The sequence below is a fragment of the Sulfurimonas crateris genome, assembly GCF_005217605.1.
In the GTDB taxonomy this organism is placed as follows: Bacteria; Campylobacterota; Campylobacteria; order Campylobacterales; family Sulfurimonadaceae; genus Sulfurimonas; species Sulfurimonas crateris.
In genome coordinates, this window is the sequence record NZ_SZPX01000006.1 from 57,154 (window position 1) to 72,315 (window position 15,162).

The window sequence follows — 15,162 nt, forward strand, 5'->3', positions numbered from 1 at the left end:
AATACTATATACATCAAGTAGTGAAAATATAATCAAATAAAGTTAATATAATATTAAGTTTATTATTTGATTTCATAATTTAGAAAATTTAGAAAAATAATTTATTTATTCAAGATAAAAAAAAGCTTCTGCTGTGTATAATTTCGTAACACTTATGGATTATAGGAGCTTATTTGTCTGATTTGACGCTTATCTTACTTGCTGCAGGCAGTTCTTCGCGTTTTGAACTAGGTGTCAAAAAGCAGTGGCTTAGAATCGCAAACCAGCCTTTGTGGCAATTTGTAGCAGAAAGTTATGAAAAAACTGCTCACTTTGAAAAAATTATAATTGCTTCATCTAAGGAAGATATAGAGTTTATGAAACTCTACTCGGACTTTACGTTTGTAGAGGGTGGAGCAACCAGACAGGGATCTCTTAAAAACGCTCTAAAAGAGGTAACTTCACAGTATGTGCTTGTGAGCGATATTGCGCGCGCATGTGTTAGTGGCGACTTTCTTAAAAGGATAATCTCTCACAAAGGCAAGGGTGAGTGCATTGTTCCTTATCTTAGCGTTACAGACACCATTGTTTATGATGGCAAAACAATAGACAGAGATAGAGTAAAAAGGGTTCAGACCCCTCAACTCTCGCTTACTTCAGCTCTAAAATCGGCTCTTTTGCAAGAAGAGGAGTTTACGGATGAGAGCAGCGCCATAGTTTCAAACGGCGGCAGCAGAGAGTTTATTTTGGGTGAAGAGGATGCTCATAAGATTACGCGCATTGCTGATTTAAAAGAGCTTCCTTGCCTTGTGCCGCCATCAGATGATACTCTAAGCGGAACTGGATTTGACGTTCATGCCTTTGATGATAAGGGTGATATGTTTCTTGGCGGCGTAAAGATAGAGTCTAATTACGGCTTTAAAGCCCACAGTGACGGCGATGTGGCTATACATGCTCTTATTGACGCGCTTCTTGGAGCTGCCGGAATGGGCGACATCGGTATGATGTTTCCTGACAATGATGATGCTTACAAAGGTGCGGACTCAAAAAAGCTTTTAAAAGTCGTTGTTACAAAACTTCACAACTTTGGATTTGTTATAATTAACGTCGATGTTACCGTGGCAGCAGAGAAACCAAGACTCGGCGCTTACAAAACAGAGATGAGAAAAACATTAAGTAGCATCTTGGGCATTGAAGCACAAAGGGTAAATATCAAAGCAACAACGACTGAAAAACTTGGTTTCATAGGAAGAGGCGAAGGTGTCGGCGTAATAGCAAACGCAAATTTAAAATATTTTGATTGGACAAAGATTTGAAGATACTAATAATAGAAAATGAAGTTTATTTGGCGCAAAGTATTGCCACAAAACTCAGCGAACTTGGTCACATATGCGAGATGTGTACATCAACAAGAGATGCGATAAAAAGCAATAATTATGATGTTGTCTTACTCTCAACCAATATAAACGGTCAGGATTTCAACCCTGTAATCGAGACTTTTAAAAAATCGATAATTATTTTAATGGTCTCATACATCAGCAACGATACAGTCTCGAAACCTCTCTCTGCAGGTGCAAAAGACTATATACTAAAACCGTTTATGATCGAAGAGCTTATCAGAAAGATAAACCACTATCAAGACTATGAGAAGCTTAAAAAAAGAAATGAGGCGTACGACAAATACCTGACTCACTCCTTCTCATCTATGGCTAACGAGCACAACTTCGACAATATAGAACTTCCAGTCTTTATCTCATCATCTTATCAGAAGTATGCGGACTCTTTTGCTTTTGAGTATGCAAAAAAGAAAAATCTTCCTCTTCATTTTATAACTCTAAGCGACCCAAAATCGATGAGTGAGATAGAGGCTATCAATGGAAACTCTCTTATATATATAATCGATCTTCAAACTCTTAAAAAAAGCGACAGAAAAGCTCTATACTCTCTTCTTGAAAATAAAAATGCAATAATCTCAAGCACTGACAAGATCGAAGATTACGAATATGAAGTAATAGAGATCAAGAGCGAAAACAAGATCTTTGACCAAGGAGAGATTCTTCCGATAGAAGATTACGTAAAATTTATCGTACTGAATTATCAGCATAAATTTCCCGATACGGAACTATCAAAAAAACTCGGCATAAGCCGCAAAAGTCTATGGGAAAAACGGAAGAAATATGACATCGTCAAGAAAAAATAAAACCCTATTAATAGATAAAGAGGCGGCATCGGCACTGGAGCTGTTAAAGGATGGTCTGCTCTCTCCCGTTGAGTCATTGATGAACGAGGAGCAGAGTACAAGCGTCTTAAAAACAGGACTTATTAACGGAAAATCATTTCCTTTTCCTTTTCTGCTCGCACCTGCAGGAAAGATGAACACGGAAGTGCTCACCTCTCTTAAAAAAGGCGAAGAGGTAACCATACTTTTTGAAAAAAAACCATTTGCCACGCTGATAGTAGATGAAGTTTTTCATATTAATCCAAGCGAGAGAATAAAACAGATATACGGAACAGATGATATCTCTCACCCGGGTGTGATGGCGACATTTAAGAGAATCGGCTCTCTTGCGGTAAGCGGAGAATACACTCTTTTAAACGAATCAAGCAATACGAACAAACAGATAATAGAAGATGCAAAAAAACTCATTGATGCAAAACATACTACCGCTCTTGTAATGGCGGCTAACCCGCTTCACCGTGCCCATGAGAGGCTTATTCGCCAAACTCTTGAAAACACGGACTTGCTTGTTATATTTTTGCTAAAACCATATACAGAATCAAACCTCTCATACAAGATAAGAAAAAAAGCGCTTGATTTCTTTATTAATAACTTTCTGACAAAGAACCATGTCGTAGTCGTACCTCTGGAGAACAGCTATATTTTTGCAGGATACAATGAGATCATCCTAGATGCCATCGTCGCAAAAAATTACGGCTGTAATAAGCTGACAATAGGGCGAAACCACGCTGGACTCGGGATGTTCTACGACTGCAACTCAAATAAATCTATAATCGATAAAGTCATAGGTATTGATATCGAGATAACAGTTGCAAGCGAGTATGTATATTGTGACAAGTGTACGACGCTTGTAAGCAAAAACACATGCCCTCACGGTCAGCACCACCAGATCTCTTACCACTCGAACTCGATTCTTGAACTGCTGGAGCTTGGTATCTTGCCTCCGACTATTTTGATGAGAAAAGAGATCTCGGCAGTTATACTCTCAAAACTGCATCCAAACAGATTTAAAAATCTAGAGAAGCTCTACTACGACGTTCTTCCTGTAGAGGGTCTTTTAGAAGAGCATACGGAAAATGATTTTTACCTAGAGCTTATGAAGCTATACCAAACTACATCACTGACTTAAGATGAAAACCTTTTACAAAAATTTCACCTTCTGTTTCTATATACAAGGAAAAATATGAACTGGTTTTTTATCACATTAGGCTACAGCGGATTATCTCCAAAAGCTCCCGGAACTGTCGGAACACTCGTTTCACTTCCTCTTGGGATGTTGATTCTTATCTATTTTGACGCACAGACCCTGTTTTTGGCAACTCTTCTTATCTCTATAATTGCCATTCGTGAGATAAACAAGTATGAGGAAAAAAGCGGCATCCATGACGATAAGCGCATTGTTATAGATGAACTTGCTGGGATGTGGTTCGCACTTAGCGTCGCACCTGCCATAAGTGTAAGTTTGAGCGAAGTAACCGACTGGCAAAACGGATTTTTAGTTCAAAGTATGCTCTCATTTCTTCTCTTTAGATACTTTGATATTGCAAAACCTTCCATAATAGGCAGACTTGACCGTGAGGCAAAAGGCGGGGTCGGTGTTATGGCTGATGATATCATAGCCGGCTTTGTAGCAGGTATTTTGAGTGCTGTAATATGGCAGGGAATCTTACAGATTCAAAATCTGTTTTAGTTTTTTTTCCAAAAAAACAAAAGAACTCTTATAGCACATTTAAAACAAAAAGAGTGATGCAGTTGTGAGGCGCATAATGAGGAAGCATACTTAAAGTATGTGACGAATGTAGCAACGAAGCAAATGCTTCGCTATTTTTGTTTTAGATAAACAAAGGGTCTGATGACGGCTCTATCTCTTCAAAATCCTCAATGATCTGATCAAACATCTTCATTGTTCTTTTAGATTTATCTGTATACTCATCAAATATCGCTTTTGATGAAGGAAACGCTTCGCCTAGCTCATTGTAGATCAAAATACGACCGTTAATGTGTCTGTTTATCTCGCCAAAAGCATCTTCGAGATACTTCTTGGAGTTTGTGTGCCTAAAGAGAGACCTTATCATTCTTACACGCTCTTTGATCGGCAGAGACTCATCTATAGCTTCTGCAATTCTTTTAATGTCCAGCCTTGAGAGATAGACACCGCTGATCGCAGGAGCCAAAAGTTTTGACGTCAATGCATCTACAAACTGTGGAACAGGCTCTTCATCCTCTTTGTCTTGCTCATCCTGACCTCTTTTAAGATCCTCTGGGTCCATTGAACAGCTATCTTTTACAAACTTGTCAAACTCTGCTCTTAAATCGCTTAAATCATTTTGCTTCATATCTCTTCCTTAATTTTTTTACTAGCCGCTATGGCACTAAAGTTAAAATCTCATATCACTTTTATCATGATCCAGATGACCGCTCTGCTTGAAAAAGCCAAAAAGAGCTCTTGAGAGCTCATCTAAAATATTTTCAAAACCAAGATAAGAGGCTTCGAGATCATTTGCTCTTACCTTAAGCGGCGAGAACTCTTTTCTTTGTTTCATATCCAAATTTAGGCTGCTTAGTTTGCTTATAGAGTTCAGCGTGCCAAAATCTGAAAAATCGATAACTGCATCATAAGATGAGAGGTCAACTTCCATCCCGTCTGCCAAGCGGTTTATATCCGCATCCTTCGCATCTATCTCTTCTACAAAAGCCATCAATCTCTCTAACTCATCATAGAAGTAGCTTACCTCAAACTCTTTTGCCTCATAGCAAAATGCTTTTGCTCTGCTGCCGATCCCTAAAAGAGCTACTTTTTTGCAGCCTTTATCTTTTAAAAGATCACAAAGCACCCTCATCCCCAAAAGATCACCGACAAGCTTCTGTTCATCTCTTAGCACTATATCGCAGATACCTGAGAATCTGACCGCTTCGCTTACATCATCAAGAAGCTCTACTACGTTTTTCGCATACTCGTTAGCTATCAGGGCACCGTTTACGTGAGACTTTTTCATATTTGCTACAGTAAAGTAGAAGTCATCCTCCCTTATGTTCATAGGGATCATCATCGCATCTTTATTGCTTGCTTTAAAGAGTTTATTCAGCGTAGCCGAGATGCTGCTCTGCCCTGCAAACTCTCCGATAAAGCCGTAAAGCTTCGTATGATGCGATATCTCATTTCCGTTGTTCATCATCTTGTAAATCTCCTCATATTCCCCAAAGTGCCCTAGCCTCTTCTTCCTCTGCTTTGCATCTATAGCAGAGTCTTTCATCTGAATTTGTACTAAAGATGACATTGCACTCATCACATCTTCTTACATTGAACTTTATAAGACTGTGAACCTCAGGCTCAAAAAACTCTTTTACTCTATATGTAGATGAGAGCTTGATCGCTTCTGGTACGCAGACATCATGACAAATATGGCACTTTATGCACAAAAACGGGTCAAACTCTATCTTGGAGTTTTTAATATCCGAACTAAGAGCACCGCTTGGGCAAACTCTGTAACACATCTGGCAAGCAGTACAAGTCTCGCTGTTTATCTCTTTTGAAGAGGTGAACGTCAGTTCATCCGCTTCAATAATATGATAGACCTCCGGCTTCTCTACTCTTTTAAGCGCGGTAAAGAAAAGCTTTCTTCTGTCTGTTATGCGCTTCTGTTTCAAAAGGGCAATGTCGCTTTTTTGAAGAGTATGCTCAACAAGCTCATCGGTTGCTTTTTGGATCTCTTTTTCAAACTGCTGTTTTGCCTTTATGGCTCCGGCTAGATTGACCTTGCTAAAGAACTCTCTTCTATTTGAAGTGCTCTCTTCGCCACTGCTCTCTTTCTCATGCTTCACATCTTCAAGCTTTATAAGCGCGCCGCTTTGCATCGCTTCGAGTACATAAGAAGCCTCTTCGTAATTTTTCTCGATCTCGGGTCTGCATTTATGTGCTATTGCGCACTCATCGCAGTGCCCCATATCAAAAACCATCTCCTTTTTAAGAAGCGCCATCGATATGATGTTCTCAACATTTAAAGCAGCTATGCATGGAACGTTTTTTCTGCACGATATGAGGTTATCGCTATCTTCCATAAAACTAAAAAAGAAATCGGTCGTACTAAAATCATCCAGAGAGAGAGCCTCATTTGGACATACCGCATCACATGCACCGCATCCGACACATGCCGAGAAGTTGATACTTGGCAGCGGATTAGAGCCTACAACTATAGCTTCAGTGGAGCAGATAAGTTCACATCTGTTACACTCGCTCTCTTTAGAGAGTGAGCGGACACAACGGCTGGCTTTGAGCTGTATCATTTAGAGATTTAGCTCCTTGGCCAAATACTCGTTATCGCTGAGCATAAACTCTAAAGCCATATCAGCAGCATCATAATACAGAGGTGTTCTTGCCTCATATTTTACATTTATAAGATAGAGCGGCGCCCACTTCAAAAGGTGCTTGTTTAAAAACTCGCTCTGGATCCCTCTTAACTCTTTTGCCGCCTCTGCATCATTCTCTTCAAGTGCTTTTATCTCAGCCTCGACAAGATGGTGCATAAACTCAAGTTCCACTCCGATATGATCTGCAGATATCGTACGTGCAACTTCAAAATCGACCATAAAGTTGTACGCACTGTACATATCAGTTGCCGGATTTGCACCGCCTGTCTCTATCTTTTGGTCTTCTCTGGTGTAAAAAGTCTCGTACGGAATAAGGTGCAAAAGAGAGAGGTTGACAAAATCAGGATTTAGATACTCTTGCAGAAGCTTTTCATTTGAGACTTCATAAAGAGGTTTCCACTCTTTTAATGTAGGAAAAAAATCTAAAATGTTTTCATCACTCTTTATCATCATCAATGTTTTTTCATCCAACTCTTGCAATAAGACGCGTGATAATAGAGCGTAGATGTTAGATCTTGCTTTCGTGTTTTGCATATTTTGTGTACTTTGTATTGATTTTTAACCCGTAATTCTATCGCAAAAGTCTAAATCTAGGGTTAGGGAAAATAACTTGTTATATCCCCTCCGCTATCATAGCATCCGCAACTCTCTTAAATCCAGCTATATTGGCTCCATCAACATAGTTACCCTCGACTCCGTAATCTTTTGCCGTAAGGACTACTCTTTTACAGATCTGCTCCATTATAAATCTAAGCTTTACATCTATTTTTTCAAAGTGCCATCTCTGCATCGAAGCGTTCTGGCTCATCTCAAACTCACTTACCACTACTCCGCCCGCATTTGCAGCTTTTGCAGGAGCAAAGCATACATTGTGGTTTACAAGCGAAGCAATAGCCTCTGGAGTCGAAGGCATATTTGCCCCCTCGCTAACACTCACGCACCTATTCTCTATTAAGTTCTTGGCATCTGCTTCATTAAGCTCATTTTGCGTTGCACAAGGAAATGCAGCATAACACTCAACTCCCCATACTCCGTGCTCACCCTCTGGATAATCACACACCGGTGTATATTTAGCATCGGTATGAGTCTCTAAATAGAGCTCCAAAGAGGCTCTTTTCTCAAATTTAAGCTCTTTTAGAAGCGGCAGATCAACACCTCTTGGATCATATATCATCCCTCTTGAGTCGCTACATGTAACAGGGATCGCACCTATTTGCAGAAGCTTCTCTATTGCGTGAAGCGCTACATTTCCTGCCCCGCTTACCGCACATATCTTCCCCTCAAGACCCTCTTTGCCCTCAAGCTCCAACATCTTTTGTGTAAAGTATATAACACCGTAACCTGTAGCTTCTGGTCTCATCAAAGAGCCTCCGAACATATAGGGCTTGCCAGTTAAAACACCGTCATACGAAGATGTTATTTTTTTATACTCTCCAAAAAGATACCCTATCTCTCTAGCCCCTACTCCGATATCTCCAGCAGGGACATCTATTCGCGGACCTATATACTTATGAAGCTCTGTCATAAATGCCGAGCAGAACTTCATGATCTCAAAATCGCTCTTTCCTTTGGGGTCAAAATCACTACCCCCTTTTCCTCCGCCGATCGGCAGACCGGTAAGCGAGTTTTTTAGTATCTGCTCAAAAGCTAAAAACTTTAAAACTCCTTCATTTACGCTTGGATGAAAACGAAGTCCTCCTTTATATGGCCCAAGAGTATTGTTAAACTGGACTCTATATCCCGTATTTACTCTAATACTATTATTGTCATCCAGCCAACTTACCTTAAATTTTATAACTCTATCAGGTACCATCAATCTCTCTAAAACCGAATATTTAGCGTACCTCTCATCAGAGTTCAGAAGCGGAGCGATCGAAGAGATGACCTCTTGAACCGCTTGAAAAAAAACATTATTTTGAGCACAATCACCTACTAAAATCTTTTTTATATTATCTTGTGATATATCCATATTTTCCTCATATACAATCAATTATCTGATTATACAAAAATATCATAAAGCAGAAATTATTACTCAGCTTTAAAATATTTTATCCGTTGACCTAAAACAAAGATGTTATCAGAGAGTTGTGCTAAAATTGAACTAAAAAAAGGATTTACCATTACTTATACAGTTGTTCATACGATTCACATATTTTCAGTTTTTATCTACGGCGGATTTCTTTTTGTAGATATACTTTTTTTATCCAAAATGAACCAAACGCTTAGCGGTGAAGAGCATGCAAAAGCCAGAGAGGCTATTATGATGCATGTAAGAAAGGTTGTCCCTTATGCTCTGATGGTTGCAGTTGCAAGTGGAGCGTACCTTTTTTCACAGGCTTTTGGCAAGATAGAGAACAGTTCACTATCGTATTTTCAAACGCTTTTGGCAATAAAAGCATTTTTAGGTTTATGGCTGGGTCTTAGAGGAATAAACCAAAAACTATTTAAAATAAACCCGTGGGTATTTAAGAGCCATTTTTTTCCTTTTGCTCTAGTTGTTATTATTATTCTGCTGTCGCAGTTTATGTATCTTTAGATTCATAATTTAAGGACATATTTAAGCTCATTGTTATAGAATGTGATATTTTTATCTCAAAAGCAATTACCGTAACAAGGAATCTCAATGTTTAAGAACCTAAGTATTCATAAAAAGATGAACTACTTTATTGCTATGGTAGCGGTCTCAGTATTTTCTGCCGCTATATCTATTTTTCTGGCAATGGGTCATATTGAAACAAAGTATGAACATCTGCACCACAACTCTATGATAGGCGGTTTGACAACCCTTAAAATAGAAAAAAATCTTAACTACACCAGCAGGCTCTCTAGAGACATCATGCTTGGTGGCAATTATGATAAAAACATCAAAAAGCTTGAAAAAACACTTGACGAGATCGAGGAGCACTTTACTCTCTTAGAAGAGCTTATGGAAAAAGAGAGCTCTCTTTCTATGGTTCAAGAAGCTAAAAACTCAACCATGCTATTCTTACAAAACACACTTAAAATGATGAGCTCTCTAGATTCTCAAGATATAGCACACAATAAAGATGCCATATATGCAAACTACTCAAAAGAGCTTACTCCGTTTGCAAATGCTTCAAGAGAGTCTTTTGCAAAACTTGTAGAACTAAAAGCGGCAGAGCTTGATAAAGACTCTATTGGGCTTGCGACTGAGATCAACTTTTTTAAATTTTTAGCTCTTATTGCCGGTATCGTTGTAGGCGTGATAGTCTTGGTCTTAGCGACTGTGATAAGAAAATCTATTACAGGCGGGATAAATGACTTTACAAGATTGATCAGTCATGTCTCAAAAGGTGATTTCAGCCATAAAGCCACAACCGTTGACAGAAATACAGAACTCGGCATTATGGGTTACGAGCTTACAGCTCTTATCAAACACACACAAGATCTTATTCACGAGATAAACACTACTATAACAGATGCTTCTAAGGGTATATTTACGCACCGTATCTCCTCTGAAGGAATGAGCGGAGAGTTTGTTGATGCCATAGAGAGTGTAGGAAAAAGCATTGAGTTTATGAAAGCACAGCATCTTAAAGCGCAAAGAGATATCTTTAACTCAAAGATCAGCACCAAGAGCGTTATGGTAACGGAGTCACTCTCTATGATCATATCTGATCTGGATGAGAACATCAGCGATATAAAATCTATTACATCAGCGACAAAACAGGCATCAGAACTGGCAAGCAACTCTAGAAACGACATAACAGATATAACAACCGAGCTAAATGCCCTAAATGAGCAGGTAAATATTAACAACGACAGCATCAGCGAAATAGCAAATCAGGCCAACGAGATCACATCTGTCATCCAGCTAATCACCGATATTGCAGATCAAACAAATCTACTGGCACTTAATGCGGCAATAGAAGCGGCTCGTGCGGGTGAACACGGAAGAGGATTTGCAGTTGTCGCAGACGAGGTCAGAAAACTAGCAGAGAGAACACACAAAGCAACCGGAGAGATATCTGTATCAATTAAATCTCTGCAGCAGAACATGAGCGAGATCCAAACAAGTTCAGACAATATGAAACAGACGGTAGAGGGTTCTACACAGAAGATAAACGGTTTTGAGAACACTCTAATCGAGCTTAGTGAAAACTCTTCGAAAATAGTCGACTACTCTTACGGGATGGAAAACAGCATATTTATTGTTCTGGCAAAACTTGAGCACATTCTCTATAAATCACGCGTTTATAACTCTGTCATTTCGCTTAACAAAATACTTGAACAACAGAGCACTCACGAGTGTGAACTCGGAATTTGGCATGACGGAGAAGGAGAAAGAAGGTTTGCTCAAACAACGTCGTTCGCCAAACTAGCGGCTCCACACGAGATAGTACACCGCAATGCTAACTCCAATTTAGGATATCTTGACCATGATGCACAGAGTACTACACTCAAAAATACACAAAATATTATTGAGAATTTTGACAAGATGGAAAAAGCTTCCGAAGAGCTATTTACGCTTCTAGATACAATGCTCCAAGAGTCTAAATAACCATTACTCCCACTCCTCAAATTTGGAGCCGGAGTGCTTATCCTTCTTGTAACGCCTTGCGTTTTTGCTCTTTTCAAGCTGATTTGATTCATAGAGAATCTCCTCTTTTATATCCTCAACATCTTTATCGCTCTCTCTGTAAGATATTATCTTCTTAACCAATTTTTGAAGATCTTGAAGCTCCCCTTTATAAAGCGATATCTCATCTACCCTTTGAAGCACTTTCAAAGAGTTTTCTATTTTTTTGTCATATCCCTCTTTGGAAATGTTAGATGTTGTAGACAAATAAGAGACAATACCTTTATGAAATCTCTCCAGCGCCCTTATATAGCGGAGTCTCATTGCATTATCTATCGCTTTTTGTGATGCCATTCTCTGCCCATTATTCAATTTTTGATATAATTATATCCTTAATTTATGGCTTGGAGCATTGTATTGAAGAAATTTTTTTTAACTGTTTTAATTTTATCGGTATCTCTTTTTGGCTCTATTAAAAACCAAGAAGCTTCTTACGAACTGTTGGATTCAAACATACCGATCGTTGACATAAGAACACCCGGAGAGTGGAAAGAGACTGGGCTACTTAAAGGTTCTATCCCCATTATGTTATTTGATGAGAAAGGCAATTATGACCTTAAAGACTTTTTAGATAAGTTAAACGCTTCAGTAGACACTAAAAAGCCATTTGCCCTTATCTGCAGAACAGGGAGCAGAACAAAAATATTGGCACAGTTTTTATCGCAAAAACTGGGTTATGATGTCATAAATCTTAAAAGCGGTATCGTATATGCAAAATATATGAGACTCCCTATTCTTCCATATAAGCCAAACTAAAAGCACTCTATAAAAATCTTGCAGTTTTTAAAATTCATCTTCTACTTCATAACCAGAGTGGCGGCGATCTTTGCCGCTATTGCACTTATTGCATTTCTACTCTGGGCTCTTTTGTACGCTATTTTTCTCTAAAGGCGGCTCTATCTTGTTGACCATAGCATAGAGTGTAGGCAGATAGATAAGATTTAAAAAAGTCCCCCAAATAAGTCCAAATCCTAAAGATATTGCTATTGGCTGAAGTATAACCGCCTGCCCGCTTGCGTAAAATATCAGAGTTAAAAGCCCCAAGAATGTTGTAACCGAGGTAATGACGATAGGTCTTAGTCTGAGCTTTGCACGCTCTAAGAACTCCTCTAGCTTATGCGTTCTTCGTAAAAAATCTATCATAATAATTCCATCGTTGATTACAACGCCGGCAAGTCCCAAAATTCCTATGATTGAAGGCATTGTGAGGTTTATACCCAGAAGCTTATGTCCAAGAAGCGCACCAAGTGCAGAGAGAGGAATAACGCTCATTACCATGAGAACATATTTTATTTTTGGAAATATAAGAAGGAGCGTTAAAAATATTAGAAAAATTGCAAAGAAAACCGCTTTTTTCATATCATTTTTGAGCTGTTCGTTCTTCTCTTTCTCACCCAAAAGCTCAACATTTACACCAAGTTTTCTGATCTCATCAAGTGTGGGTTTTAACTTCTCTAAAATCTCTTCAGAAGTAATATTTCTCTTATCCACATTTGCAAAAACTGTTTTTATAATATTTCCATTAAGCTTGTTTATCTTCTCATAATCTCTTACATGAGTAATCTCTGCAATATCAGATAGTTTTACATATCTGCCGTCATTTAGTGCTATATTGAAGTTTAAAAATGCAGAGATGCTGTCCTTTGCATCCTCTTGCGTCTTTATCTCCATGATCCCAAGGTCGTTGAAAGTCGTTCCCTGTTTTTGCTCCATAAAGTATGCGCTAAGAGTTCTTGCAACAGACGCTTCGCTAAGCCCAAGACTCTCCCCGTAGGAGTTTACCTTGATCTTATACTCCATCTTTCCATATTTGATATTATCACTATAATCTCTTATATGCTCCATTTTGGAGAACTTCTCCTCTAAGAGTTTTATTCCGCTTTGAAGCACACTGTCATTGTTACCAGATAGATTTATCTGAATATCGCTTCTTATAAGACCCGGTTTATCTTCCATAACACCGAGATCTTCCATATTATACTTCTCTCTGTAAGCGATTATGATCTCTTGCGCCCGAGGAGAGAGCTCAAAGGTTTTTTTCAGCCTTATCTTCTCAGGATTGTCAAACTCAAAGCTAAAGTTTAGAACAGGATTTACATACTTGTCTACCCAGTTTGTCTCTACCCTGTCGTAGAGCTCCATGGTTATCATAAATACGCCGTTGTTTCTCTGCGTATCGCCCGAGAGGCTTCTTCTATAACCGACAACCGACGAAATCGCTTTTAGAGAAAACTCATCTGCGTGCTCCATCAGTTTTGCCTCGATCTCTTTAGATATGGCGTAGGTATCCTCCAGAGGAGTGTTAATATCCACTTTCCCTGAGATATAGAGATAATTTCCGTCAAAATTTGGAAAAAACTGGAATTTCATAGATTTCGCCGTGTAAAACGTAGCAAGCGGGATCAATATTATAAAAAGAAGAAGCGAGAGTTTTTTATAGTGCAGGAAATAGAGAATAACTCTCATGTATAGTTTTTGAAACGGCTCCCAGCTGATCAGGTTGTTGCTCTTTTTCAAAAACTCTTGTGCATGAAGCGGCAGAAAGAGAAAGCTCTCGATCAAAGAACCAATTAAAATTATAACGACCATTATGGGAATAAGCAAAATAAAAAGAGCTATCTCACCCTGCATCATAAATATAGGCAAAAATGCGACTACCGTAGTAATTGTTGCAAGGGTTACTGGAAGTATCATCTCTTTAACGCCTGTTATTGCAGCATCATAGTTATTCATCCCCTCATCGATATGACGTTGAATATTTTCACTGACCACGATCGCATCATCTACAACTATACCAATAACAATCAAACCACCAAGCAGAGAGACGATATTGATGGAGTAGCCCAGATAGTAGATACTTAAAAGCCCTATTATAAAAGAGAACGGAATACCCAGAGCTACGATTATCGCAATTCTGAGATTTATCAGTATGTACATAGATAAAAATACAAGTATAAGACCAAACATCAAGTTTGAAATAATGGTGTCTAGTCTCTCTTTTACGGGCTTTGAAGTATCTTGGTAAAAATCAAAACTCGCACCCTTGTACTCTTTTTCTATACTCTTTACATACCTTCTCAGCTCTTTAGAGAGGGTAAGAGAGTCTCCGCTTACCCCTTTTGAGATAACAAGCGAAATGGTCTTTTTATTGTTGTATGTAGCGAGTGTATCAGTTTGTGGGTACTCAATGCTCACTTCAGCTATATCGCCAAGTCTGATAAATCTTCCACCAACATCTAAGATAGCTTCTTTGTACTCATCGGCATTCGCTTTTCCGTTTGCGGTAGAGACATAAGCAAAATTTCCCTTCTGCTCTATATTGCCGACTGGAAAAATATATGAGAAATTTGCTATCGCTTTTTGCACGCCCGCATGTTCAAGCCCGTACGCTATGATCGCTTCGGAGTTGATCTTAATAATAACCTCTTCATTGGAGTCACCGCGGATCAAAACCTCGCTGATATTGTTCATCTTTGCTATTTTGGACTTAACATCCTGCGCAATTACGGTGAGTTCCCCTATGGATAGCTCCTCTGATGAGACGGCAAGTCTTATAAGAGATCTTGTCTTATCAAGAAGTCTGGCAACCGGTTCGTTCATATCTGAGGGAAGATACTGTCTGCTAAGTGCTATGGCATCTTTTACACGTCCAAGGGTTATCTCTCTGTTCGCACTCTCGTTTAAAGTAAGAAGTATCGCAAAAGCCCCCGGTGTTATGGTAGTCTCGGTCTTGTCTATCCCGCTAATATTGCTTAGCTCATCCTCTATATCACGAACCGCCATCTTATCCATAATATTTGCACTTGTCCCTCTGTAGGAGCCTAGAACACTTATTTTATCGAGTTCGACATCCGGAAATATCTCTTTTGGGATATTTTGATAAGCATGAAACCCCATAAAGAGCAAAAAAGCCAAGATAGCATAGTTTAATCTGGTGTTTTTTATAAAATATTCAATAAACTTGATCAATTAGCTG

The 15,162-nt window shown here is 38.9% G+C and carries 14 protein-coding genes; 7 read left to right on the plus strand and 7 right to left on the minus strand.

The genetic code is table 11. From position 1 onward, the window contains the following. The first annotated feature begins 173 nt into the window (after positions 1-173). Genes FCU45_RS08170 through FCU45_RS08185 form a run of 4 tightly spaced genes read left to right on the plus strand, consistent with a single transcriptional unit; the run spans position 174 to position 3,908 of the window. Positions 174-1,295 (plus strand): bifunctional 2-C-methyl-D-erythritol 4-phosphate cytidylyltransferase/2-C-methyl-D-erythritol 2,4-cyclodiphosphate synthase, encoded by a 1,122-nt coding sequence (locus tag FCU45_RS08170; RefSeq protein ID WP_137014153.1) that lies wholly within the window; start codon positions 174-176, stop codon positions 1,293-1,295. Then, a complete protein-coding gene (locus tag FCU45_RS08175; RefSeq protein ID WP_137014155.1) occupies positions 1,292-2,179 on the plus strand; it encodes a response regulator in 888 nt (295 codons plus the stop codon). The genes FCU45_RS08170 and FCU45_RS08175 overlap by 4 nt, the downstream gene beginning before the upstream one ends. Continuing rightward, on the plus strand, positions 2,157-3,347 hold the full coding sequence (locus FCU45_RS08180) for a sulfate adenylyltransferase (protein WP_137014157.1): 1,191 nt from the start codon (positions 2,157-2,159) through the stop codon (positions 3,345-3,347). Before FCU45_RS08175 ends, FCU45_RS08180 begins: the two co-directional genes overlap by 23 nt. A gap of 54 nt (positions 3,348-3,401) precedes the next feature. Then, positions 3,402-3,908, plus strand: a complete 507-nt coding sequence (locus FCU45_RS08185; RefSeq protein WP_137014159.1) for a phosphatidylglycerophosphatase A family protein — start codon at positions 3,402-3,404, stop codon at positions 3,906-3,908. A 142-nt stretch (positions 3,909-4,050) separates the two neighbouring features. Here FCU45_RS08185 and FCU45_RS08190 read toward each other — a convergent pair whose 3' ends face one another. From FCU45_RS08190 to gdhA, 5 genes are all read right to left on the minus strand, one after another. Beyond that, positions 4,051-4,554 carry a hypothetical protein gene (locus tag FCU45_RS08190; RefSeq protein ID WP_137014161.1) on the minus strand — a complete coding sequence of 168 codons (504 nt, stop codon included), beginning with the start codon at positions 4,552-4,554 and terminating at the stop codon, positions 4,051-4,053. Positions 4,555-4,596: 42 nt separating this feature from the next. Further along, positions 4,597-5,496, minus strand: a complete 900-nt coding sequence (locus FCU45_RS08195; protein ID WP_246032276.1) for a hypothetical protein — start codon at positions 5,494-5,496, stop codon at positions 4,597-4,599. Further along, positions 5,408-6,502 (minus strand): 4Fe-4S binding protein, encoded by a 1,095-nt coding sequence (locus FCU45_RS08200; RefSeq protein WP_137014163.1) that lies wholly within the window; start codon positions 6,500-6,502, stop codon positions 5,408-5,410. The genes FCU45_RS08195 and FCU45_RS08200 overlap by 89 nt, the downstream gene beginning before the upstream one ends. Continuing rightward, positions 6,503-7,120, minus strand: a complete 618-nt coding sequence (locus FCU45_RS08205) for a TorD/DmsD family molecular chaperone (RefSeq protein WP_137014165.1) — start codon at positions 7,118-7,120, stop codon at positions 6,503-6,505. Between the two features lie 79 nt (positions 7,121-7,199). Further along, a complete protein-coding gene (gene gdhA / locus FCU45_RS08210) occupies positions 7,200-8,555 on the minus strand; it encodes an NADP-specific glutamate dehydrogenase (RefSeq protein ID WP_137014167.1) in 1,356 nt (451 codons plus the stop codon). A 102-nt stretch (positions 8,556-8,657) separates the two neighbouring features. Here gdhA and FCU45_RS08215 point away from each other — a divergent pair, with 102 nt between their 5' ends. Both FCU45_RS08215 and FCU45_RS08220 read left to right on the plus strand, forming a co-directional pair. Then, complete coding sequence (locus FCU45_RS08215) at positions 8,658-9,122, plus strand: hypothetical protein (RefSeq protein ID WP_246032277.1); 465 nt, start codon at positions 8,658-8,660, stop codon at positions 9,120-9,122. An 87-nt stretch (positions 9,123-9,209) separates the two neighbouring features. Continuing rightward, positions 9,210-11,108 carry a methyl-accepting chemotaxis protein gene (locus FCU45_RS08220; protein WP_137014169.1) on the plus strand — a complete coding sequence of 633 codons (1,899 nt, stop codon included), beginning with the start codon at positions 9,210-9,212 and terminating at the stop codon, positions 11,106-11,108. 3 nt (positions 11,109-11,111) lie between these two features. Here FCU45_RS08220 and FCU45_RS08225 read toward each other — a convergent pair whose 3' ends face one another. Next, positions 11,112-11,480 (minus strand): hypothetical protein, encoded by a 369-nt coding sequence (locus FCU45_RS08225; RefSeq protein ID WP_137014171.1) that lies wholly within the window; start codon positions 11,478-11,480, stop codon positions 11,112-11,114. 63 nt (positions 11,481-11,543) lie between these two features. On the opposite strand from FCU45_RS08225, the gene FCU45_RS08230 reads away from it, so the two are divergent. Further along, on the plus strand, positions 11,544-11,942 hold the full coding sequence (locus FCU45_RS08230) for a rhodanese-like domain-containing protein (RefSeq protein WP_246032278.1): 399 nt from the start codon (positions 11,544-11,546) through the stop codon (positions 11,940-11,942). Positions 11,943-12,038: 96 nt separating this feature from the next. Here FCU45_RS08230 and FCU45_RS08235 read toward each other — a convergent pair whose 3' ends face one another. Continuing rightward, positions 12,039-15,155: an efflux RND transporter permease subunit gene (locus tag FCU45_RS08235; RefSeq protein ID WP_137014175.1), complete on the minus strand. Its 3,117-nt coding sequence runs from the start codon at positions 15,153-15,155 to the stop codon at positions 12,039-12,041. Positions 15,156-15,162: the final 7 nt, after the last annotated feature.

Bases quoted from the DNA above. Each gene is read 5' to 3' on its own strand.
- FCU45_RS08200 (WP_137014163.1), bottom strand. From the start codon at position 6,502: ATGATACAGCTCAAAGCCAGCCGTTGTGTCCGCTCACTCTCTAAAGAG.
- FCU45_RS08180 (WP_137014157.1), top strand. From the start codon at position 2,157: ATGACATCGTCAAGAAAAAATAAAACCCTATTAATAGATAAAGAGGCG.
- FCU45_RS08220 (WP_137014169.1), top strand. From the start codon at position 9,210: ATGTTTAAGAACCTAAGTATTCATAAAAAGATGAACTACTTTATTGCT.
- FCU45_RS08195 (WP_246032276.1), bottom strand. From the start codon at position 5,496: ATGTCATCTTTAGTACAAATTCAGATGAAAGACTCTGCTATAGATGCA.
- FCU45_RS08190 (WP_137014161.1), bottom strand. From the start codon at position 4,554: ATGAAGCAAAATGATTTAAGCGATTTAAGAGCAGAGTTTGACAAGTTT.
- FCU45_RS08215 (WP_246032277.1), top strand. From the start codon at position 8,658: ATGTTATCAGAGAGTTGTGCTAAAATTGAACTAAAAAAAGGATTTACC.
- FCU45_RS08225 (WP_137014171.1), bottom strand. From the start codon at position 11,480: ATGGCATCACAAAAAGCGATAGATAATGCAATGAGACTCCGCTATATA.
- FCU45_RS08185 (WP_137014159.1), top strand. From the start codon at position 3,402: ATGAACTGGTTTTTTATCACATTAGGCTACAGCGGATTATCTCCAAAA.
- FCU45_RS08205 (WP_137014165.1), bottom strand. From the start codon at position 7,120: ATGCAAAACACGAAAGCAAGATCTAACATCTACGCTCTATTATCACGC.
- gdhA (WP_137014167.1), bottom strand. From the start codon at position 8,555: ATGGATATATCACAAGATAATATAAAAAAGATTTTAGTAGGTGATTGT.